General features: G+C 58.2%; 19 protein-coding genes. 7 read left to right on the top strand and 12 right to left on the bottom strand.

From position 1 onward, the window contains the following. Nucleotides 1-225: 225 nt before the first annotated feature. Both AC07N8_RS00820 and AC07N8_RS00815 read left to right on the top strand, forming a co-directional pair. Nucleotides 226-1851 (top strand): methyl-accepting chemotaxis protein, encoded by a 1626-nt coding sequence (locus AC07N8_RS00820; protein ID WP_493141879.1) that lies wholly within the window; start codon nt 226-228, stop codon nt 1849-1851. A 43-nt stretch (nt 1852-1894) separates the two neighbouring features. Beyond that, on the top strand, nt 1895-3082 hold the full coding sequence (locus AC07N8_RS00815; RefSeq protein ID WP_493141877.1) for a pyridoxal phosphate-dependent aminotransferase: 1188 nt from the start codon (nt 1895-1897) through the stop codon (nt 3080-3082). Between the two features lie 126 nt (nt 3083-3208). On the opposite strand, the gene AC07N8_RS00810 is transcribed toward AC07N8_RS00815, so the two are convergent. From AC07N8_RS00810 to AC07N8_RS00790, 5 genes are all read right to left on the bottom strand, one after another. After that, nucleotides 3209-4186, bottom strand: coding sequence for a 2-hydroxyacid dehydrogenase (locus tag AC07N8_RS00810; RefSeq protein WP_493141875.1), 978 nt, complete (start codon nt 4184-4186; stop codon nt 3209-3211). 21 nt (nt 4187-4207) lie between these two features. Then, the gene (locus tag AC07N8_RS00805; protein ID WP_483842336.1) at nt 4208-5506 is read right to left on the bottom strand and encodes an MFS transporter; all 1299 of its coding nucleotides are present in this window, start codon (nt 5504-5506) and stop codon (nt 4208-4210) included. 64 nt (nt 5507-5570) lie between these two features. After that, the gene (locus tag AC07N8_RS00800; RefSeq protein WP_493141873.1) at nt 5571-6557 is read right to left on the bottom strand and encodes a sugar kinase; all 987 of its coding nucleotides are present in this window, start codon (nt 6555-6557) and stop codon (nt 5571-5573) included. Continuing rightward, nucleotides 6550-7332 (bottom strand): sugar phosphate isomerase/epimerase family protein, encoded by a 783-nt coding sequence (locus AC07N8_RS00795; protein WP_493141871.1) that lies wholly within the window; start codon nt 7330-7332, stop codon nt 6550-6552. Before AC07N8_RS00795 ends, AC07N8_RS00800 begins: the two co-directional genes overlap by 8 nt. A 158-nt stretch (nt 7333-7490) precedes the next feature. After that, a complete protein-coding gene (locus tag AC07N8_RS00790) occupies nt 7491-8516 on the bottom strand; it encodes a LacI family DNA-binding transcriptional regulator (protein WP_493141869.1) in 1026 nt (341 codons plus the stop codon). A 236-nt stretch (nt 8517-8752) separates the two neighbouring features. On the opposite strand from AC07N8_RS00790, the gene AC07N8_RS00785 reads away from it, so the two are divergent. The 3 genes from AC07N8_RS00785 to AC07N8_RS00775 all read left to right on the top strand — a co-directional run bounded on the left by AC07N8_RS00785 (nt 8753) and on the right by AC07N8_RS00775 (nt 14768). Next, a complete protein-coding gene (locus tag AC07N8_RS00785; RefSeq protein ID WP_493141867.1) occupies nt 8753-9559 on the top strand; it encodes a hypothetical protein in 807 nt (268 codons plus the stop codon). A gap of 166 nt (nt 9560-9725) precedes the next feature. Beyond that, nucleotides 9726-11840, top strand: coding sequence for a hypothetical protein (locus AC07N8_RS00780; protein WP_493141865.1), 2115 nt, complete (start codon nt 9726-9728; stop codon nt 11838-11840). Between the two features lie 315 nt (nt 11841-12155). Beyond that, complete coding sequence (locus tag AC07N8_RS00775; protein ID WP_493141863.1) at nt 12156-14768, top strand: autotransporter outer membrane beta-barrel domain-containing protein; 2613 nt, start codon at nt 12156-12158, stop codon at nt 14766-14768. Between the two features lie 56 nt (nt 14769-14824). Here the strand turns inward: AC07N8_RS00775 and AC07N8_RS00770 are convergent, their stop codons facing one another. From AC07N8_RS00770 to gloB, 7 genes are all read right to left on the bottom strand, one after another. Continuing rightward, nucleotides 14825-15283 (bottom strand): hypothetical protein, encoded by a 459-nt coding sequence (locus AC07N8_RS00770; RefSeq protein WP_493141861.1) that lies wholly within the window; start codon nt 15281-15283, stop codon nt 14825-14827. A 196-nt stretch (nt 15284-15479) separates the two neighbouring features. Further along, complete coding sequence (locus AC07N8_RS00765; RefSeq protein WP_483842328.1) at nt 15480-16094, bottom strand: LysE family translocator; 615 nt, start codon at nt 16092-16094, stop codon at nt 15480-15482. Between the two features lie 51 nt (nt 16095-16145). Then, on the bottom strand, nt 16146-16985 hold the full coding sequence (locus AC07N8_RS00760; protein WP_483842327.1) for an AraC family transcriptional regulator: 840 nt from the start codon (nt 16983-16985) through the stop codon (nt 16146-16148). Nucleotides 16986-17116: 131 nt separating this feature from the next. After that, nucleotides 17117-17575 carry a hypothetical protein gene (locus tag AC07N8_RS00755; protein WP_493141859.1) on the bottom strand — a complete coding sequence of 153 codons (459 nt, stop codon included), beginning with the start codon at nt 17573-17575 and terminating at the stop codon, nt 17117-17119. 136 nt (nt 17576-17711) lie between these two features. Continuing rightward, nucleotides 17712-18353 (bottom strand): DUF1345 domain-containing protein, encoded by a 642-nt coding sequence (locus AC07N8_RS00750; protein ID WP_493141857.1) that lies wholly within the window; start codon nt 18351-18353, stop codon nt 17712-17714. A 241-nt stretch (nt 18354-18594) separates the two neighbouring features. Further along, nucleotides 18595-20040: a transglycosylase SLT domain-containing protein gene (locus AC07N8_RS00745; RefSeq protein WP_483844085.1), complete on the bottom strand. Its 1446-nt coding sequence runs from the start codon at nt 20038-20040 to the stop codon at nt 18595-18597. 99 nt (nt 20041-20139) lie between these two features. Beyond that, entirely contained in the window at nt 20140-20907 is a 768-nt protein-coding gene (gene gloB, locus AC07N8_RS00740; RefSeq protein WP_493144847.1) for a hydroxyacylglutathione hydrolase, read from the bottom strand. Between the two features lie 65 nt (nt 20908-20972). Between gloB and AC07N8_RS00735 the strand changes: the two genes are divergently transcribed. Both AC07N8_RS00735 and rnhA read left to right on the top strand, forming a co-directional pair. Next, nucleotides 20973-21731, top strand: a complete 759-nt coding sequence (locus tag AC07N8_RS00735) for a methyltransferase domain-containing protein (protein ID WP_150780211.1) — start codon at nt 20973-20975, stop codon at nt 21729-21731. A 90-nt stretch (nt 21732-21821) separates the two neighbouring features. Continuing rightward, nucleotides 21822-22274: a ribonuclease HI gene (gene rnhA / locus AC07N8_RS00730; protein ID WP_493144845.1), complete on the top strand. Its 453-nt coding sequence runs from the start codon at nt 21822-21824 to the stop codon at nt 22272-22274. The last annotated feature ends 180 nt before the right edge of the window (nt 22275-22454 follow it).

The following is a 22454-nucleotide window of genomic DNA, read 5'->3' as shown; positions in this document are numbered from 1 at the left end:
GGGAGCAAGCTCCCTCGCCACAAGAGCGTCACCCATTCCGGTGTTTCGTACCCCTCGAAATATATTTCTCCAACCCCCGCAAAAATCCTCATCCCCGGCCGATACAGCCTATAGACGCTCACACCCCCGGTTCGACAGTGGCGCCGAGCTGAAGGGACGCACCCACATCCCTTCAGTGATTTCCGGCAAGGATGCTCGTAGCCTCAACCACCCGAGAATCCTCCTATGTCACTGCGTAATCTGAACATCGCGCCTCGCGCCTTCCTCGGTTTTGCTTTTATTGCCTTGCTCGTCATCGTGCTGGGTGTGTTTGCCGTGAACCGTATGTCGATCATCCGCCAGGCTTCCATTGATATTGAAAGCACGCAGCTGCCCAGTGTCGGCTTTCTAGGCAACATGACCGAAAACGTCCTGCGCCTGCGCATCCTTTCTTTCCGTGTGCTGACCAACCGCGAACCCGCTGCTTTGCAGGAAGCCCAGACACGCATCGGCGTGCTCATCGACAAGGTGCGAAGCGCCCAGGCCAGTTACTCAGCCTTGCCCGCGCAGCCGGACGAAGCTGCACTGTACAAAACCTTCACGGCAACGCTGGACGGTTACCTGCAAGCGCAAAACCAGATGATGGAGCTGTCGCGGCAGAACCAGCTCGACGAAATGCGCACCTTGATCAACACGCGGATCAAGGACGGCACCGATCAAATGGGCGAGCAGTTGAACAAACTGGTGGCCCTTAATAATGGATATGCCAAAGCGGCGGGCGCCGAAGCGGGCGAACACTACAGCAGCGCCATCACCGGCATCGTTGTGGTTGCGGTCATGGCCGCACTGCTGACCGTACTGCTCGCCTGGCTGCTGACCCGCAGCATCGTTACCCCGCTGAACCGCGCGGTGCAGGCGGCCGAAACCATCGCCGGCGGCAACCTGACCAAAGTCATCGAGGTCGACGGCAAGGACGAACCGGCCCGTTTGCTCGGTGCCTTGGCCGCCATGCAAACCAACCTGCGCCAAACCATCGAACAGATCGCCGGTTCAGCCACGCAACTGGGCGCCGCCGCGGAAGAACTCAGCACCGTGACCGAGGAAGCCTCGCGCGGCCTGCAACAGCAAAACAACGAAATCGAACAAGCCGCCACCGCCGTCAACGAAATGACCGCCGCCGTGGAAGAAGTTGCGCGTAATGCGGTATCGACCTCCGAAGCGTCCAGCCAGTCGACCCAGGCCGCCCGCGAAGGCCGTGACCGGGTGGTGGAAACCGTTAACGCGATCCAGACCATGACCCACGACGTGCAAAATACCTCGGTGATGATCGAAGGCCTGGCCGCGCAGGGCCGTGACATCGGCAAAGTGCTGGACGTGATTCGCGCCATCGCCGAACAAACCAACCTGTTGGCGCTCAACGCCGCCATCGAAGCCGCCCGCGCCGGTGAAGCCGGACGGGGTTTTGCCGTGGTCGCGGACGAAGTGCGAGCACTGGCCCATCGCACCGCGCAATCGACCCAGGAAATCGAAAAAATGGTCGCCGGCATTCAGAACGGCACAGGTGAAGCGGTTTCGTCGATGCAGCAAAGCAACCAGCGCACCCAAAGCACCCTGGAAATGGCCCGCGCTGCTGGCGTCGCACTGGAGCAGATCACTCAGTCGATCCACTTGATCAACGAACGCAACCTGGTGATCGCCAGTGCTTCGGAAGAACAGGCGCAGGTGTCCCGCGAAGTCGACCGCAACCTGGTGAACATCCGCGACCTGGCTACCCAGTCGGCGACCGGTGCCAACCAGACCAGCGTCGCCACCCATGAGCTGTCGCGTCTGGCGGTGGATTTGAATGCCATGGTGGCGCGTTTCGTGATTTGAGATAGGGTGAAGGCTGGGAGTCCGCGCGCGACAGGAGAATCACATGCGCTATTCAGCCTTGACCAAACGAATCGCCGGCGATGGAGCGGCAGCCTGGCAGATTCATGACCGAGCGCTGGACATGCGCGAGCAGGGCATTGATGTCCTGCTTCTGTCTATCGGCGATCCGGATTTCGACACGCCACAACCGATTGTCCAGGCCGCCATCGACAGCTTGCAGGCCGGCGACACCCACTACCCGGACGTGCGCGGCAGTCGAGGGCTGCGCAGCAGCATTGCGCGGCGCCATCGCCAGCGCAGTGGTCAAGCGGTGGATGGTGACCATGTGATCGTGTTTCCGGGGGCGCAATGCGCGGTGTATTCGGTTGCGCAATGCCTGCTCGATCCGGGCGACGAGGTGATCGTCGCCGAACCGATGTACGTGACTTACGAAGGCGTGTTCGGCGCTTGTTCTGCGAAAGTAGTGCCCGTGGCGGTGCGTCCGGAGAACGGCTTTCGCGTCGATCCGGCGGATGTCGCGGCACTGATTACGCCGAAAACCCGGGTCATCCTGCTCAACAGTCCCAACAACCCGTCCGGCGCCAGTTTGCCGCTCAACACCTGGCAAGCGCTCGCCGCGTTGTGTGTGCGCCATGACCTGTGGTTGATCAGCGATGAGGTCTACAGCGATTTGTTGTTCGAGGGCGAACACACCAGCCCGGCGAGTCTGCCGGGCATGGCCGAGCGCACCGCGACCATCAACAGCCTGTCCAAATCCCACGCCATGAGTGGCTGGCGGGTCGGTTGGGTGATTGGCCCCAAACCCATGGCTGAGCACCTGGTGAATCTGTCGTTGTGCATGCTGTTCGGGATTCCGGACTTTATCCAGAACGCGGCCCAATTGGCGCTGGATCAGGACCTGCCGGAAGTGGTGTTGATGCGTGAGGAATATCGTCAGCGTCGCGATCTGGTGTGCGCACGGTTGAGCGGTTGTCCGGGGATCAAGCCGATCCGTCCGGATGGCGGCATGTTTGTGATGGTCGATGTGCGCCAGACCGGGCTCGGCGCTCAAGGGTTTGCCGAGCGGTTGCTGGAGGGGTATGGCGTGTCGGTGTTGGCTGGCGAGGCGTTCGGGCCGAGTGCGGCGGGGCATATCCGGATTGGTTTGGTGGTGGATCGGGTGAAACTGGCAGAGGCGTGCCGGCGGATTGCGTTGTGTGCGGCAGATTTGTTGGAAGCCAGGCGGGCCTGAAAGACTTCTAGTGGATTTGATGGCACCTTCGCGAGCAGGCTCGCTCCACATTGGATCTGTGGCGTTCACAAATCCCCTGTGGGAGCGAGCCTGCTCGCGAAAGCGGACTACCAAACGCCGTAGGACTCAGCCCTGCCAAGCCCGGGTGTTCACCAGATTCTTCGGCCGCTCTCCAGCCAGCGCCATCAGCAGATTATCCACCGCACACCGCGCCATCGCCTCCCGCGTCTCATGCGTCGCCGACCCCATGTGCGGCGTTGCCACCACATTGTTCAACGTCATCAACGGCGAATCCGCCTGCAGCGGTTCACGCTCAAACACATCCAGCCCCGCCCCCCGAATCTGCCCGGATCGCAGCGCCTCGATCAGCGCTGCTTCGTCCACCACTTTGCCCCGGGAGATGTTGATGAAAATGCTCTCCGGGCGCATCAAGGCAAACTCCTCGGCGCCGATCAGCCCTTCGGTTTCAGCCGTCAGCGGCAAGGTCAGGCAAATGAAATCGGCCTGCTGCAACAGCTCGGTCAAACTGCGGTACTGCGCATTGAAACGCTGTTCAACCGCCGGTTTCGGCGAATGACTGTGATAGATCACCGGCATGCCAAACCCGAAATGCCCACGCTGCGCCAGGGCCTCACCAATACGACCCATGCCGATGATGCCCAACGTCTTGCCATGCACATCCGTACCGAAATGCACCGGGCCGATGTTGCGCGTCCATTGTCCTTTGCGAACCATGTTCGCCAGTTCCACCACACGCCGGGCGGTCGCCAGAATCAGCGCGAAACCGGTGTCTGCCGTGGTTTCTGTGAGCACATCCGGCGTGTTGCTCAGCAGGATGCGGCGCTCGGTCAGGTAGTCGATGTCGTAGTTGTCGACGCCAACCGACACGCTGGCGATGGCTTCCAGATTTGGCGCCAGGTCCAATAACTGCGCATCCAGTTTCAGGCTCGCGCCGAGCAAACCCTGGGCGCGGGGCAGGGCGTCGCGCAGTTGTTCGAGGCCCTCGGGATTGAGGTTGTCGATCAGCGTCACCTCGGTCTGCTCATGCAGTCGAGCCATGAGCAGCGGCGAGAGTTTCTTGTACAGCACAACCTGCTTTTTCATCGTCATCATCTCAACGTCAAATCAAGGGTGAGCAGCCGCTGGCCGTGGCGCAGCAGCCTTGGCCACGACGCGATCACTGGCGCCGGGCTTGAGGAAAATCGTCAGTACCACGGACAGCATCAACGCACCGCTCATCAGCAGATACGAAGCGCCGGGTGATCCGGTGGAACTGTTCAGGTAGCCGACCAGGTACGAGCCGCCAAATGAGCCGAGCGCGCCCATGCTGTTGATCAACGCCATGGCACCGCCCGCGACGTTGGCCGGGAGGATCTCCGGGACGATGGCGAAAAACGGCCCGTACGGCGCATACATGCAAGCGCCGGCAATCACCAGCAAGGTGTAGGACCACCAGAAATGTTCGGCGCCCAAGGCGTAGGAACCGTAGAACGCGATGGAGGCGATCAGCAGCGGCGGCCAGACGAAGCGTTTGCGCTTCTGCAATTTGTCCGAGCCCCAGGACACCAGCAGCATGCCGATCACGGCCGCCAGATACGGCAACGCCGACAGCCAGCCGGCCTCGATCATGTCCATCTGCGCGCCGGCCTTGAGGATTGACGGCAACCACAGCACGAAGCCGTAGACGCCAATGCTCCAGCAGAAAAACTGCAGCGCCAGGATGATCACCTTCGGCGAACGAAAGGCTTCGGCGTAGTTCTTCACCGCTTTGATCCCGACCTGTTCGGCGGCGAGGGCGCTTTCCAGGTCCTGCTTCTCTTGTTCGCTGAGCCACTTGGCCTGCGCCGGACGATCATCCGCCAGGCGCCACCAGATAAACGCCCACAGCACCGCCGGCAAACCTTCGATGATGAACATCCAGCGCCAGCTGAAATGCTGCACCAGATAGCCCGACACCACCGACATCCAGAGCATGGTCACCGGGTTGCCGAGGATCAGGAACGTGTTGGCCCGTGAGCGTTCGGCACGGGTGAACCAGTGGCACAAGTAGACCAGCATCGCCGGCATGACCGCGGCCTCAACTACGCCGAGCATGAAACGGATGACGACCAGCCAGTAGGCGTTGGAGACGATCCCGGTCAGCGTCGCGAGCCCGCCCCAGAGGATCAGGCTGACGAAAATCAGCTTCTTCACGCTGTGTTTCTGCGCGTAGATCGCGCCCGGCACCTGGAAGAAAAAGTAACCGAGGAAGAACAGCGCGCCGAGCATCGACGACAGGCCCGGCGTGATCATCAGGTCGGCGGCCATGCCCGAGGCGGCGGCGAAGCCATAGTTGGCGCGGTCCAGATACGCCAGGCTGTAGGTGATGAACACGATGGGCATGATGTACCACCAGCGGCGGGTGGCGAGTGAGGCGGTTTTCATGGGTGGTGCTCCTGAGCTTGTTGTTTTTGTCGCAGCAGGTAGTTAAATCTTCAGTGACTTGGAACTAGGTCAGACACAAATCCCCTGTGGGAGCGAGCCTGCTCGCGAAGAGGCCCTCAAATTCAGCAGATAATTCCAGCCGGGTCGGCAGACCTTCCATATCCCCCCGACTCTGCACCGCACGACTGCCAATCCAGTTGGCCCTCCGCACCGCATCGGCAACGCTGTGGTTTTCCAGCAGCGCGCTGATCATCCCGACCGCAAAGCCATCGCCAGCGCCCACCGTATCCACCACGGTTTGCACCGGTACGCCCGCGACAAACCCTTGATCCAGTGGCGTGCGGTAATAGGCGCCATGCGGGCCAAGTTTGATCGCCACCGCTTCAACACCCAGGTCCAGATAAAACGCTGCAATGTCCGCCGGGTCTTCAAACCCGGTCAGCAAGCGGCCTTCACTCAACCCCGGCAGCACCCAATGGGCGAGGGCGGCGAGGCGGTTGATTTCGGTAATCATCAGTTGCTCGCTGGCCCACAGGCTCGGGCGCAAGTTAGGGTCGAACGACACGCTGCGCCCGGCATTGCGCATGCGGGTCATCAGTTCAAAGGACATTTCCCGGGCAGACGCAGACAGCGCCGGTGGAATGCCGGTGGCGTGCAAGTGCCGGGCGTTGAGCAATGACGGAGCGATCGATTGCACCGACAAGTGACTGGCGGCCGAACCACGCCGGAAATACTCGACTGCCGGGTCGCTGCCATCGCCAGTACGGGACTTGAGCTGAAAACCGGTCGGGTGCGTCGGGTCGATGGCGACGTTGCTGCAGTCCAGGCCTTCGTTGCGCAGCGTATCGACGACAAATCGGCCCAATGAGTCAGCGCCCACGCGACTCAACCACGCCACGTTGAAGCCGAGCCGTGAAAGGCCAATCGCGACGTTGCTGTCCGCTCCGGCAATGCGTTTGTGGAACTGGCCAACCTCTGCCAGATCACCGCTGTGTTCGGCGACAAACATCGCCATGGTTTCGCCGAACGAGAGGATATCGAACTCAGACATGAGCGTTCTCCAACCGGGATTGGCCAAGACGGGCGAGGGCGGCGACGTGTTCGGTGGTCAGTTGCACCAGGTCATCGCCTTGCAGCGGGTATTCTGCCGCCCGCATCACACCTTGGGCCATGTGCCGCAGCAGGTGTTCCCACTCATGCACGTCATGGGCGGTTGGCGGGATCGCAACCAGTTTTCCGTCGGCCCGGCGGGTCACGGCTTTGCAGTGCACGTAACCGACATGGCGACCGAGCAACCGTGCAGCGCTGGCGGCGGACTGGTCCTGCCAGTGCCAGTTGCCGATGTCGAAGGTCATCTTGATTGGCAGATTGTGGTGTTCGACTTGGGTAAAAAAGCGTTGAAAGGGTTCGATACGGCCGCCGTGCAAGGTCTGGTCGTTTTCCACCAGCACCTGTATCGGGCTCCGGGCGAGGACGCGGCTGAGTGCCTGAAGATCATTGTTGTCGGTGAAGTAACCCAGGGAGACTTTCAGCCATTTGGCGCCGAACGCTTGGGCACGCTCGAGGGTGGCGGTCAGTTCAGGATTGGGTTTTGACTGACCGGCCAGCCACAGCTCCATGGGCGATGAGTAGATGCTTTCCAGCCCTTGGGCGTGGCTGTTGTCGGCCAGTTGCAGCGGGTTTTCATCGGTCAGCAACTCTTCGCGCCATTCAATTCGCGTAGCGCCGGCAGCGGCCAACACGTTGATAAAACTGCCCTGGCCGCGTTGGCGCACAAGGTCCGCGCCGTAGCTGGACAGGCTGATGGAGACGGGGGGTGTGTTCATTGTTTTTATACCTCTGAAACCGGTTTCATTTTTGTTCAAAAAAAATGCATGGCTGAAAGATGCGGCGTTCTTCAGGGCCCCTTCGCGAGCAGGCTCGCTCCCACAGATGAACGCATTCCAATGTGGGAGCGAGCCTGCTCGCGAAGGGGCCATAACATTCACCGAAGATTCCCAAGGGTCGACCCTCGAACAACCAGCCGCGCCGAAAAATCCAGTGTCCGCACCGCCCCGACATCCCCACGCAACCGCTTGAGCAGACACTCAAACGCACTCGCGCCAATCTCCTCCGTCGGCTGCGCGAGGGCGGTAATCCCACTGCCCACCAACGGATACCAATCCAGATCATCCAGCGCAATCAACCCTACATCCGCAAACAAATTGCACTGCAATTCGCGCAACGAATGAGTACTGGCCAATGCCGCAATGCCATTGGCACAAAACAACGCTTTCGGGCCGGGGCCGGGAGTGTTCAAGAACGTTTTCAGATACGAGGTCAGCTCGCTGCCGGTTTCAACTACGGCACCTTTAAGCGCCGGACGCTGCTCAATCTGCGCCTTGAAACTGCTGACCCGCTCGATCCGGGAACTAGTGCCGTCAAACGGCTCGGTCACCAGCAACACGTCGCGATAACCCCGCTCCTGCAAATGGGCGAGGGCCATTTCCACCGCTGCCGGGTTATCCAGCCCGACCAGGTCACTCTCAAGCTGCTCGACTTTGCGATCCACCAGCACCATCGGCATCTCGCGATGCAGTTCGCGCAGTTCATCGCGGTGATGACCCAAAGTGTTCACGATCAGGCCTTCGATGTTGTACGAGCGCAGCAACGCCAGGTGCTGACGTTCCTGCTCATCGTCGCGATCGGTGTTGCACACCACCAGGCTGTAGCCGTGCTGACGGCAGGCGGTTTCCACGCCGTGCATCACGGCAATCGAATAAGGGTTACGGATATCGGCCACCAGCATGCCGATCAGGCGGGTTCGTCCGCGCTTCAGACCTCGGGCCATCTGGTTGGGGCGGTAGCCGAGTTGGGCAATTGCCTGCTCGATGCGCAGGGCGGTGGCATCGGAGAGCAGGGCGCGGTCGTCGCCGATGAAGCGCGAGACGCTGGCCTTGGAGACGCCGGCGTGTTCAGCAACGTCGAGCATGGTGACGCGGCTGCGCTGGGCGGCGGAGAAATCGTTCAAGGGGACGACCTTTTTATTGGAGTTGACAGGTTCAGGTACTTTGTACTGAAACCGGTTTCAGGAAACTCCATTAATGGTCTTTCGTCAAGCAGGTCGTGCCTGTGCGCAGCGCAAGGAAGGCTGGTATTCCGATAAACGGTCGCAATACCTGTCAGATCTGACAGTAGGCGCCCAGGAGATAAGCGGGTCTAATTTCTTCAGGGTTCACCCGATCATTCTGAACCGGAGAACAGCAGATGGCATCGACAAATGCAGGAATTGGTGTGTTCGCCCGAGCTTTCACGGTGGAGGGGGTAGATCCAAATGACCCCACGGCGCAGTTGCCAGCTGATGCAGCAACCAATGGTGTGAATCTGAACATCCCCCTGTGGGACGCGCCATCCGTTGTGGTCGGGAACAGCGATTTACTGGAAATCTGGGTAATGGAACCGGGCGTTGCACTTGAAACGCTTTTCTACAGCAATCGTTTTCCTGTCCCGGTCACCATCCCGGCACGGTTCCATCTGCCGGCCCAATACCTGCGACGCCCAGGCGAGATCAGCCTGCGGTACCGGGTGACATCGGGAGACACTGGCAACGAGGACTCAGCGTTGCCACAACGATTCACCTTGAAGGTTCAACTACCGATCAATTTGTTGGAGCCGGAGTTCCCCAACGCCACATTGTGGGGGTACCTCTATTGCAAGACTGTCCCGCCCATGTGGGAGGAAATTCGGGTTCGTATCCCACCACAAGCGGGCAAGTTCGAACGCGACGATGAGTGCTTCCTGGATTGGGAGTCTTTCGAAAGTTTGAATGGCGTCGGCGCCGTCCCGGACACCTCCACACGTTTCAGCATGACGTTAACGGCTGACCACGCGGCTAATGGCTTCGACTTTGTTCTCGAACGGTATGACAGACTGATCAAGCCAATAAATGGGCTGGGTTCGGCATTGGTTAGTTACTCAATTTATCGTAATGGCATTCCAACGGGAAGATCCGCTGTAGGGCTCGTCAAGATCGATCGTGTTATTCCAGGGGATATAACTTTTTGTGGTCCGTGAAACATTGAAAGAGCAGCAAGTTGCAAGTGTTTAACGTTTAACAGCGTTTTAATCTTAAAGACGTCAATGCCAGATTATCGGAGCATGCAGCCAGCAGTCGCGCGGTTCTCCATCGGGCAATTACGTGTGCGTGTCAATGATTAACTCATCGATGGAGAGTACGAAAATGAATATGCAAGTTAAAACAGGTGGCGGGATTCTGGCTTTACCACCCACCATTGTCGGCCAATTGCCGGATGGTCGCCTGACTCGTCAGCAACTTATGGTAGATAAGCAAATAACGGTGCAATTAGCCGATGTTGACGATAAAGGCACGGACGGCGCGGCCAAAATTGAACTCATGGTGTTTCCGAAAGGTGTAACCCCCGTCGTGTTTGACCCAACTTATGTAGTACTTACCAAGAACAAAGACGAACAGACCGGGGGGGACTGGTCATTTCCGATTGATTTCGATATTGCCACCACCGTGCTGATTGATAAGTTTGATACGAACGGTGAGTATGCGTCTTACGAAATGGCTTTCTTCATTTACGATGCCTTTGGAAACGTCGATACCTCGACTACATTCGCCGAAGTCCTGGTCGACTTGACTGCACCTTACCAACCGCAACCCGGCCGAGGCAACGGCACGGGCACACGGCCGACGTCCGTAGCGCTGACAGGCGTGCCTGCCGTCATTGACGACGCCTGGTTGAACGACCCCGCCAACGCAGGTGGCCTGAGCCTGACCATTCCCACTGGCTATAGAAAATTTGAAGCGGGTAACGACAAGGTCAACTTTTACTTCTCTGTACAAACCACCTTCCCATTGATGCAAGGCGAAGGGGCCGCCGTTTCCGACTTTCCTCTGCCGGTGGGTGGCGTGATTAACATTCCGCTAGCGTATCTGAGTGCCTTGGCTGAGGGCGCCTACTTTTCTTCCTACAACCTCACCGACCTGGCGGGCAACATCAGCAATAACGCTAACATCACTAACGCATTCAGAAGGGTCAAGACACCGGCGCCCGTCCTGAAAGCGCCAACAATTCCGATCACCGGAGCGAATGGCCTTACACCGATCACCCTGCCGTTGCTCACGCCGCCAACTAAAGCAATCATGGAAATCGAAATTCCACTGAATTCGTTGCCCGGTGATCGGATCAGCCCACTCATCGAATCAGATGCAGGGATTTTTAGCTTGCCGGATCAACAAATTCCACCCGTCGGCACTCCAGGCCCGCTCAAATTCGAAATGGACTACGATTTTTTTGCGCAGGTTTTTGGCGATGCAAATGGGGCCGATGACGTCGAGTTCAGTTTCCGGTATGAACTGCATCGCATAGGCCTGGTGCCCATTCCTGTTTCGCAAGACAGCGTTGGTGTCGTTGGCCTTCAGTACGCAGGGCCAGAACAACCCAACCTGCCAGACCTGGAAAACCCAAACATTCCGCCGGTGGTGATCCAGGGCGCCGGCACACCGCCACCAACCCCCAACACCCTTGGCCCAGCTCAAGCAGGCAACGCGGCTGCCATGAACTGGCCTGTATGGACCGACTCGAATCGACAGGTCACTGGCCGTGAAATCGTCAAGTTCTACTACCAGGGCAAACTGGTGGGTGGTCCGATCCCCGTGCGTGTTGGCGATACAACCGTCACCGCCAGCTTGCCGTGGCCGACGATTCAGGCTGAAGGGAACGGTATTGGCGCTAATGCCCGAGAGGCTTACGTGACCATCGAATACCCTGGCAGCGACAACGTGATGAAACAGCAGACCACCACCAAAGTCGATGTGTCTGCGATTGTGATCAATCTGCCGGTTGCACAAATTATCGTCTCTGCCTTCAGAACGGCAACCACTGTGGTGCCGGAGCGTGTTGTGACCAGCATCAACTGCCCAAGCCTCAACCACCCGACGGTGGCGAATGGCGCGATGCCGCCTTATCAGCCGCGCCAGTTGCGGATCAGGATCCGTCGCGATATCAACATCCCGACGGGTGCCATGGTCAATCTGGATTTTGAAGGGCGGACAACCAACGCGGTGGGCGGGCCTTCCATCCAAGGCACACAGATTACCGCTTCATTACCGATGCCGGCGACGGGTGACCTGGAGTTCAGGCTCACGAACTACACAGCGATCAGGACGGTCCAGTTGCCAAGCACTGTTGCGGGTCAACGTCCTGCTACCCGCTATGCGCGGATCGCTTACACCGTCAACGGGGTTGTGTCCGAGACTATTGTGCCCGTGGCGCTGTTGAACTCGAGCCTGGTGTATTGCGAGCAAGAGCGTCCTGAAACTCCTTAACTGAGCTTCAAGTAAAACTTCTTACTGTTGGAGGCGGCACTAGTTGTCGTCTCCATCAGTGGAAGCGAAGTGTTGTACGTCCAGATACGGAGCCTCGCACATCAAAAATGGATAAGTCGTACGCACACAAAGATTTGTCCTACATATCACTGGGTAGGTAAACCGTAGTCTGGCGGCCGTTTTAGTCCGGCTCGTGCACCGTTTGAGTCGGAGACTTGTTCCTGACGGAATGCTATCGAGTAGGGCTCAACTATGTCGTCAAAGTCGCAACTTCCATTACCCCAAACATCAATCGGCATCTGGACATTATCGTTTATGTCCTTGATGTTGAATTCATCACTGATTCAGGCTGCCACCGTCCCTACGGGCACCAGCCAGTCCATCGACGCCACTACCCCCGTTGAGACCTGGCAACTTCAAACCAACGCCGCACTGCTCGGCTCCGGAGCTACAACGCTAGGTATCACCAGTGCACCGGGTGGGACAGTCAACCTGAGCAACTCGAGCACGACCACCGACGGAACAGGTGGTTTTGTCCACGGGATTACCCTGACAAACGCCAGCGCCACGCTGAGCAACTCAACGGTGACCAGTGCCACCGGAATGGGGATATCGGCTGTACGCGGTGTCGCAAGCGTCGGCGGTTCCAAGGTCACCCTGCGTGACCGGTCTGTTGTTCGAGGTTTCCAAGGGGGTATCGCGGGCAACCGTTTCAGTGACATCAACATCCAGAACTCGACCGTCGAAGGCACCGGTGCCAACAGCTTCGGGGTTCGCGTGCTTGAGGGGTCATTGGTGGCCAGCGGTAGCACGATTACCGGGGGGCTCAACGGCGTGACCGTGGGCACTGACACTCTGGCAACGACGGTCATTCCTACGACGATCGTCCTGGACAGTACTCGGGTGGAAGGCAAGACCGGCTCGGCCATTGTGGTCGGCATCAATGCGCCGAACTTTCCAACCGTGGCCAACATCCAGGTACGCAATCGCTCGACCCTGGCTTCCGGTAACAACACGGTGCTGGAAGTCCGCCCGGGCGCGTCGGCCAATTTTCTGGTTGATAACAGCGACTTGACCGGCAGTGTGGTGGTCGCCGCGGGTAGTTCAGCCGACGTCACGTTGCAAAACAATGCGTCATTGGTGGGTGATTTACAGAACGTGACCTCTGCAACACTCAACAATCAGGCGCGGATGACCGGCAACGTGTTGGGCGCCTCCAGCGTGGTCATCGACAACGCATCTACGCTGAACGGCAATCTGCAAAATGTGACCAATGCAAGAATCGACCACCAGAGCGTGGTGACGGGCAACGTGGTGGACGGCGCGAGCGTGGTGATCGACAACGCGTCTACGCTCAACGGCAATCTGCAAAATGTGGCCAATGCAACAATCAACAACCGGAGCGTGATGAATGGCAACGTAGTGGGCGCCGCGAGCGTAGTGATCGATAACGCCTCGACGTTCACCGGCAATTTGCAGGACGTGGCCCATGCCACGATCAGCAACCAGAGCGTGATGACCGGGAATGTCAACGCTGCCGCTGACAGCATTGCCGATCTGACATTAAGCAACGGCGCCAGCCTGACCGGTCAGGTGAACAATGTCGCCAATTTCTCGATCGGCAATAGTGCGCTGTGGCAAATGACTGACAGCCAGTCAGTTAACAACCTCACGCTCAATAATGGCGGGCGAGTACGCTTTGGCGGGAATCAGGACTACTTCCAGCTGAACGTGGCCAACCTGGCAGGCAGCGGTACGTTCGAGATGGGTACGGATTTCAACAGGGGTGTCAGCGACCTGTTGAATGTCACCGGCAGCGCAGCCGGCAATCATCAGTTACTGGTGACCAGTACAGGCCTTGAACCGGTCAATGACTCGTCGATCAAGGTCGTGCAGAGCGTCGCAGGCAGTGCTCAGTATGGCCTGGTCAACGATCGGGTCGACGTGGGTGCATTCACTTACCGCTTGGCCAAGCAAGGTGATGACTGGTACCTGCAACCCGATAAAACAGTCGTCAGCACGCCGACCCGCACCGCCCTGGCAATTAACGCCGCAGCGCCGACAGTGGGCTGGGGCGAGATTGTTTTAGTGAGCAACCGGATGGGGGATCTGCGCAAACTTGAGGTGCAAACAGGGGCTTGGGTTCGTTCTTTTGGTAGTCGGTACAGCATCAGCAACAACGCTTACGGCGATGGTTACAGCCAGAACCAGTACGGGCTTTCGATGGGGGTCGACACCCCCGTACAGATTGCAGGCGAGCAGGTATTACTGGGCGTGTTTGCCGGCTACAGCAAGTCGAACCTCGATTTGAGTCGCGGCAGTGCCGGTGAAATCGATAGCACGTCCCTTGGCCTCTATGGCACGTGGCTGGGCAATAGCGGTTATTACCTGGATACCGTGGCCAAACTTAATCATTTCCGCAACGATGCCAAGGTATCGATGAGTGATGGCAGTCAAACCAAAGGTCATTACAACAACTTGGGTGCGAGTGTGTCCGGCGAGTTTGGCAAGCACATCGACATCAGCGACGGGTATTACGCAGAAGTGTTTACCCTGTGGCAGGGCGCCGCCGTGCAAGGCAAGAATTTCAATCTGGACAACGGTTTGAATGTTGATGCCGACACCACGCGTTCGCTGCTGGGCAAGGCGGGTGTGACGCTGGGGCGCGCCATGACACTGGCCAACGGGAGCGTTTTGCAACCGCGTATTCGGACAGCCGTTGTTCGTGAATTCGTGAACAATAACGAAGTGCGAGTCAACAACAACAAGTTTAACAATGACCTGTCGGGCAACCGGCTCGAAGTCGGGGCCGGTGGTTCATGGACATTGAACAATCGCTGGCAACTCCATGCAGAACTGGAAACCAGTAAAGGTGACAATGTCACCAAAGACTATGGTGTGAACATGGGGGCTCATTACTCGTTCTGAGTGTGACGTAAAAAAGGGAAGCGCTGGCTTCCCTTTTTTATTGATAGCACTGTGAACTATCCTGCTTTTCGTACTTGAAAGTCACCTTTGATAATAAAGGTCTTACCGTTAGTATTTGGCAGTTCGAGGTTGACATTGAAGGAGCCTTTGACGTTTTCCCCTGACGCTGGCTCCAGTTTGATTTCGCCCGAATCACCTTCGTAAATAGTGCCGTCTTCGTCTTTGAAGCTAAAGCTCACGTCTGCGCGAGTTTTCAGTGAATGCACACCCGTTTCGAAATCGCCGGGTACGCACATATGGATTTCTCGAACAGGCGAGCTTTTAGCTCTTGTTTTTGGGGTTGGCCGTTCAACGGCAGTAATCTTAACGGTGTCAATTTTATTGAGGCCTGCTTTAAGCTTGTCGATGAATCGGGAAGTAGCGACAAATGCCGGAATTTCTTTGTGAGTTGCAAAAACGTCGGCAGTGACATAATTGCCCTCTGCAAAGCTGATACGTTTAATGACAGCGTTCATGGATTCGGTCTCCGTTACGTTAAGTAAGGTATCCAAAGGCCATGCTCGGCCCTAATCCTGGATGCACTATAAAAGCCCGTTAGGGGGTAGGTTGTAAACTGTCATTGTTGACAGTTTACAAGGGCTGGCATTCGTGAAATTAATGACGAAACCATGGCGCAAGATGTCTGCTGGCAGGTCCTTGTCGCGCTCTTCTCTATACCGTGACCGGCAACCAGACAGCACATAGCAACAACACGCTCATCCCTCTATTGAAATACGTTTGCGCGGCGGGTGAGCGCAACAATTTGCCAGACTTCGCCCCCACTATCGCCCAGCCCCCCACACACGGCAGTGATACCAAAAAGAACACCAGCGACAATTGCATCACTTGCAGCATTTTTCCTGCACTGCTCCCGGAAAAAACACCGACCACGGCCAACGCCATCATCCAGGTCTTTGGGTTTATCCATTGGAGCCCGGCCGCGCTCCATAATCCGAGTCGAGGCGTGCCGGACGTGGACTGTGGATCGATTCTGTCTGGCGGCGAACGAAAAATCTGCCACGCCAGGTAACTGAGCCAGACAATGCCGGCCCATCGCAGGGATGTTTCTATAAGGGGATGAGCGTTCAAGGCTTGCCCGAAACCGCTGCCTACCAGCAATACAACCAGCGCGGCACTGGTGCACGCACCGAAAATGATCGGCAAAGTCGCCTTGAAGCCATACCGGGCGCTGTTGCTCAGCACCAGAATGTTGGTCGGTCCCGGCGTGATGGACGCGACAAAAGCGAACAGCACAAACGGCAACAACGTGGGGAAAGTGGACGACATGACAATGGGCTCCGTGAATGATCTCAGGAGCTGATCCTCACAAAGTCGGCCTCACGCGTCTGGAAGATTTGAGCAGCGCTTGCGGTACATGGCCGGCGTCATGCCATACGCCCGCACAAACCAGCGCCCCAGATGGCTCTGATCGGCAAAACCCAGTTCCATCGCCACCGTCGCCGGCTGTTCGCCACGGGCCAACAGGCGTCGGGCAGTGGCCAGGCGCAGTTGCACCAGGTACGCATGGGGCGCCATGCCGTAGGCTGCTTTGAACGCGCGGGTCAGGCGGAATCGGTCGACACCGGTTGCCGCCGCCACCTGATCGAGACCGATGTCGAATCGGGCGTTGGCGTGCAAGTACTCCCGGGCTTTTTGCGCAACCAGCGGCAGGCGCGGGTCTTGGGCATAACGGGTGCGCCAGTGCAGGTGGCTGGTCAGGCGTTCAAGCAACCCGTCGAGGGCGGTCTGGCGCACGATCTTCAGTTCGCCGCCATGCAGGGTCTGGAAGGCGAGGCTGGTGGCGTGGGCCAGTCGTGCGTCGCTGGCCAGTGTGTTGGCGAAACTCAATTGACTGTTGTCGGGGGCAGTTTCGAATACCGCACTCAGTTCGCGCCTGAGCCACTGTGGATCGAGGTACAGCATGCGATAGGTGAAGCCATCCTCGGTTGGCGCTTCGCCGTCGTGGATGTCGCCTGGTTCGAGCAAAAACACCTTGCCCGGCGTGCTTTGGTGGCGGGTACGCCGGCAATTGAATTGCTGGACGCCTTGCTCGGTCACGCCCACCAGATAGCTGTCGTGCCAGTGCGGATCGTAAGCGTGGCCTTCGAAATGCGCGCGCAGGGTCTCGATGCCGGTGTCGGCATCCTGGGCCAGGTCGATCCAGTTGTGAGGGGCCATGAGCACCTGAAAGAAAGTGTATGACCCTGGCAGGTTAGCGCGGGATGGGGGGAGAGAGTCTAGAAGGTTTGTGCGCCCCCGGTAGTCCCAACGAGTTTTTGGGGCTACCGGGGGTATGGCACCGACTGATGTTACTTACGCCAAACGAACTGACCATTTTCCACCGATACCTTTTTATCGGGACTGCCTATGCCTACAGCTTCGAAAGTCAGACTACCTACAAAAAGATCTTCTGTCGGGTCAAATTCGAGATCAAGCGTGCCTCTGATCGCTTTAAAAACCTCAGGGGCCTGATTCGGTGTGAAGTACGTGGCGACAATCTCATCATTATCGGTGCCGAATGAATGGTTCCCGGCCTTAAGGCTTTCCTTGATACGGAGGACAATTTGGTGTTGTTTGGGTGGAAGCAGTTCCCAAACCGTCTGAACTGCAACGAGTTCCAAATGCTGATCAATGAGCTTGACAGCAACGCTGTCAGACTTGAATTTATCGCTGATGCCGCCTTTCAAATCTGCACTGAGCGTGTTTTCGTTCACCTGGGCAATGGCGGTGGCTGAGAGTGTCGATTCTTGAGGTTGTTTAGTAGGCATGGTGTTGCTCCTTGGCCAATGGATTCGGCAGGAAAGGAATTCCTGTATGCCCAAACATAAGTCAAAGACTATTGCAGCGAAACTGTCAAATATGACAGGTATAAAGGATTGGATTGCTATCGCGTTTCGCGGTTAGTCACCCAAAAAGCCCCGCTGCGATGTTGATTGAAAAGCCGAGAATTGCCGTGTTGAACAGAAAACCGATCAGCGACTGCGCCAATACAATCTTGCGCATGTCCCGGGTCGCCACGCCGACATCCGAGGTCTGCACCGCCACCCCGATGGTGAACGAGAAGTACAGGAAGTCCCAATAGTTAGGCGTTTCCAGTCCTTCCGCAAAGCGTAGTGCCAGGTCTTTTCCATCCCACGTGTAGAACAAACGGGCGTAGTGCACGCTGAAGATGACCCCGATCAGCAACCACGACCCGATGACAGTGAGCCCGGTAAAGCCGTAATGCAGGAGCTTACGGGTGGTTTCCAGGTCTTTACTGCCTGCCAGCTCGAAGGTGATGGTGGCGAGGCTGGCGATCGCGGCGATACACACCACAAACAGGACCAACCCGGCGTTTTCGTCTTCGATCTCGGCGATGCGCTTAACGTCCGGGGCCTTGGCGCGGGCGGCGAGCCAGAGCATGAGGATCAGGTAAGTCCAGACCCCGGCGTTCCAGCCGATGAGGATTTTGCTGATCACCGAATCGGCGGGAGCCAGAATGCCTGCCGCGAGGCCGAGGGTGGCGGCAGAGGACAGGCGAGGGTGGGTGTGGGTGAGGTAGGGCATGAAGACTCGATGCGTCAGGGCTGTGCAAACACCTTAGCCCAGCGCAGTCGGTTGTGACCACAAAGCTCAGAGCGACGCGGTCCATTGTGGGAGTGAGCCTGCTCGCGAAAGCGGAGTGTCAGCCAACATCAATGTTGAATGTGCAACCGCTTTCGCGAGCAGGCTCGCTCCCACAGGGATTGCATTCTCGCCAGACAACCGGGCTGCGAGCAAAAAAAAACCCTGAATTCAGGGGCTCTTTTTAGCGTGGTGAAGACACCACCAGCATCTGGCCAGGCTTCAGCGCCTGGCCAACGCGCGGGTTCCAGCGCTTGAGGTGCTGCATCTCGACATTGAAGCGCTTGGCGACGATGTACAGCGAATCGCCTTGCTGGACCTTGTATTGGGTCTGCGACTTCTTTTTGTCGGCTTTGCTGTTGGCGGCCACGACCGTGTTGACGCGGCCACCGCTGCGCTTGGTGTTGTCTTGCATCACCAGGGTCTGACCCGTCTTGAGGTGCTTGCCCGTCAACTTGTTCCAGCGTTGCAAGTCTTCGACGTCGACTTTGTTGGCCTTGGCGATGGTGCCGAGGTTGTCGCCGCGTTTGACCCGGTAGGTGGTGCGCTTGACGCTGGCGAGTTGAACATCGTCTGCGCCTTCGAAGACCGGTTTGCGAGGCTTCTTGCTGATCAACTCTTCCGGACGCATGGTCGACAGGCTGGTGGTCAGCAACTGCGCCTTGGACGTTGGCACCAGCAAGTGCTGGGGACCATCGAGGGTGGTGCGCTGTTTGAACGCCGGATTGAGCTGGAACAGTTCGTCTTCGTCGATGTTGGCAACCTCGGCAACCTTGGACAGGTCCATGCGCTGGTTGATTTCGACGACCTGGAAGTACGGTTCGTTGGCGATCGGGCTGAGGTTCACACCGTACGCTTCGGGCGCCAGGACCACTTGCGACAAGGCCAGCAGCTTCGGCACATACGCTTGGGTTTCTGCCGGCAGCGGAAGGTTCCAGTAATCGGTCGGCAGGCCGAGCCTTTCATTGCGCTCGATAGCCCGGCTGACAGTGCCTTCACCGGCGTTGTAGGCGGCGAGGGCGAGCAGCCAGTCACCGTTGAACATGTCATGCAGGCGGGTCAGGTAATCCATGGCCGCGGTGGTCGAGGCGGTAATGTCGCGTCGGCCATCATAGGCACGGGTCTGGCGCAGGTTGTAGTAACGCCCGGTGGAAGGGATGAACTGCCAAAGACCCACCGCGTCGGCCCGGGAATAGGCCATCGGGTTGTAGGCGCTTTCAATCACTGGCAGCAGCGCCAGTTCCAGCGGCATGTTGCGTTCTTCAAGGCGTTCGATGATGTAGTGAATGTACAGGCTGCCGCGCTCGCCGGCATTTTCAAGGAAGGACGGGTTACTGGCGAACCACAGTCGCTGTTGCTCGATACGCGGGTTGACGCCCAGGCCGTCCTGCAACTGGAAACCCTGGCGCATGCGCTCCCAGACGTCCTGCGGTACTTGCGGCGAGGGTTTTTCGCTGAGCCAGATCGGCTTCTGTTTGGCGCGAGCGGCGATATTCGGGGTATGTGCCGCGTCGGTCTGCGGCACATGGCTGGAACAGCCCGCCAGAGTGGCGGACACAGCCACCGCGATGGCTTGAGCCAAGCGGGTCAATGCGTCTGAATTGATGGCTTTACGAATAGATGACGACATTGGCTGGAAGTAAGTTCCGGGCAAAAATGTCGGCCGATTCTAGAAAGGGTACCCCCTGCGGTCAACCATTCAGAATTTTCATTGCAATAGGATGACGGTCTAGAACGTATCTTTCCAAGCCCGCAACGCAGCAAAAACCGCACTCGGAGCCCGGTTATTGGGGCCATTCCGTTCGTCCACTTTTTCTTTAACAGATGTTTCATCAACCCGTAAAAACGGATTGGTGAGCTTTTCCAGGGCCAGGGTCGACGGCAGGGTCATGATTCCGGCGGCGCGTTGTTGGGTCACTTTTTCGAGGCGCTCGGCGGTGTCGCGGTTGTCTGGCTCGACCGCTGCGGCAAACTTGAGGTTGCTCAGGGTGTATTCGTGGGTGCAATACACCAGCGTGTCTTCGGGCAATGCAGCCAGGCGTGTCAGCGAGGTGTGCATCTGCTGCGGCGTGCCTTCGAACAAGCGGCCGCAACCGGCGGCAAACAGGGTGTCACCGCAGAACAGCAGGCCATGATGATAATAGGCAATGTGCCCCAGGGTATGGCCGGGGACGGCGTACACATCGAAGTCCCAGCCGAGCACGCTGACCCGGTCGTTGTCCTTGAGCGCGATGTCCCGCTGCGGGATGGATTCGCTGGCCGGGCCGTAGACTGTCGCGTCTGTCGCTTTTTTCAGCTGCTCGACGCCACCGACGTGGTCATGGTGGTGATGAGTGATCAGAATATCGCTCAATACCCAGCCCGGATGTGCCGCAAGCCAGGCCTGCACGGGGGCGGCATCGCCCGGATCGACCACGGCGCAGCGCTGAGTACGGTGGTCTTGTAACAACCAGATGTAGTTGTCGGTGAAGGCGGGCAGGGCACTGATCTGTATCATCGTCGGATTCGCCAAGCGGAAAACAATGGCGCATCTTAGAACTTCCTGGCGCGTTGGAGAATGCAATGACCGATAAAGCGTTCGCTCAGGCTGATCCCGAGTGGCTGACATTGATCAGCGCGGCCCGTGAATGGCTGTCCGGCCCTATCGGGCAATTTTTGCTGGACGAAGAACGACGCATGCTCGAAGACGAGTTGGGGCGCTTCTTCGGCGGTTACCTGGTGCATTACGGTCCGTCGGCCCAGACGCCACCGTCGGCGCCGCAAGTGCAGCGCAATGTGCGCCTCGGTGCACCGTTGCCCGGCGTCGAGATCGTATGTGAAGAACAAGCCTGGCCGTTGAGCGAGCACGCCGCCGACGTGGTGGTGTTGCAGCATGGGCTGGATTTCTGCCTGTCGCCCCACGGTTTGCTGCGTGAAGCGGCGAGCAGCGTGCGGCCCGGTGGGCATTTGCTGATCATCGGCATCAATCCCTGGAGCACTTGGGGGCTGCGTCATGTGTTCGCCCATGACGCCATGCGCAAGGCGCGCTGTATCTCGCCATCGCGCGTTGCCGACTGGCTGAACCTGCTGGGTTTCGCGCTGGAGAAACGCCGCTTCGGGTGCTATCGTCCGCCGCTTGCGTCACCCGCCTGGCAAGCTCGTCTGGCCGGTTGGGAACGCAAGGCCGGTGACTGGCAACTGTCGGGTGGCGGCTTCTATTTATTGGTGGCGCGCAAGATTGTCGTGGGTTTGCGTCCACTGCGTCAGGAACGGCGCGAACCGATGGGCAAGCTGATTCCCTTGCCGATGGCCAAGGTCAATCGCCGTCGCATCGACCCGTAATACTGTTTATTTTCCCGACCGGGTCAGTCCCGGCCTCGGGCATCGTCGATCACGGATCGGCGAGCCACCGCATTTTCTGGATAGATTGGCATGAGCGATAGCGTAGAACTCTTCACCGACGGCGCCTGCAAAGGCAACCCGGGCCCTGGCGGCTGGGGCGCACTGCTGGTGTGCAAAGGCGTTGAAAAGGAACTGTGGGGCGGCGAAGCCAACACCACCAACAACCGCATGGAGCTGATGGGCGCGATTCGTGGCCTCGAAGAGCTCAAGCGCTCCTGCGACGTGTTGCTGGTGACTGACTCGCAGTACGTGATGAAAGGCATCAACGAATGGATGGACAACTGGAAGAAACGCGGCTGGAAAACAGCGGCGAAAGAACCGGTTAAAAATGCTGATCTGTGGAAGTTGCTGGATGAGCAGGTCAATCGCCACAAAGTCACCTGGAAATGGGTGCGTGGGCACATTGGTCACCACGGTAACGAACGGGCTGACCAGTTGGCCAACCGTGGGGTGGATGAAGTGCGCGGGTACAAGCAGGCCTGAGTGGGCGTATGTCGAAATACCGGGTCATGGCCATTCGCGAGCAGGCTCGCTCCCACATTGGAACTCGGTCAAGTGTGAGAGCGAGCCGGCTCGCGAAGGCCGTGACACGGTCTACCTGAAACACCTGGGCGAGCGTGTTAACATCGCCGCTTTTGCACGATTGACCCGTTGAGAGCTGAG

This window comes from Pseudomonas sp. GW821-FHT10C09 (genome assembly GCF_059415465.1).
This window is presented reverse-complemented; position numbering and strand designations above follow the sequence as displayed.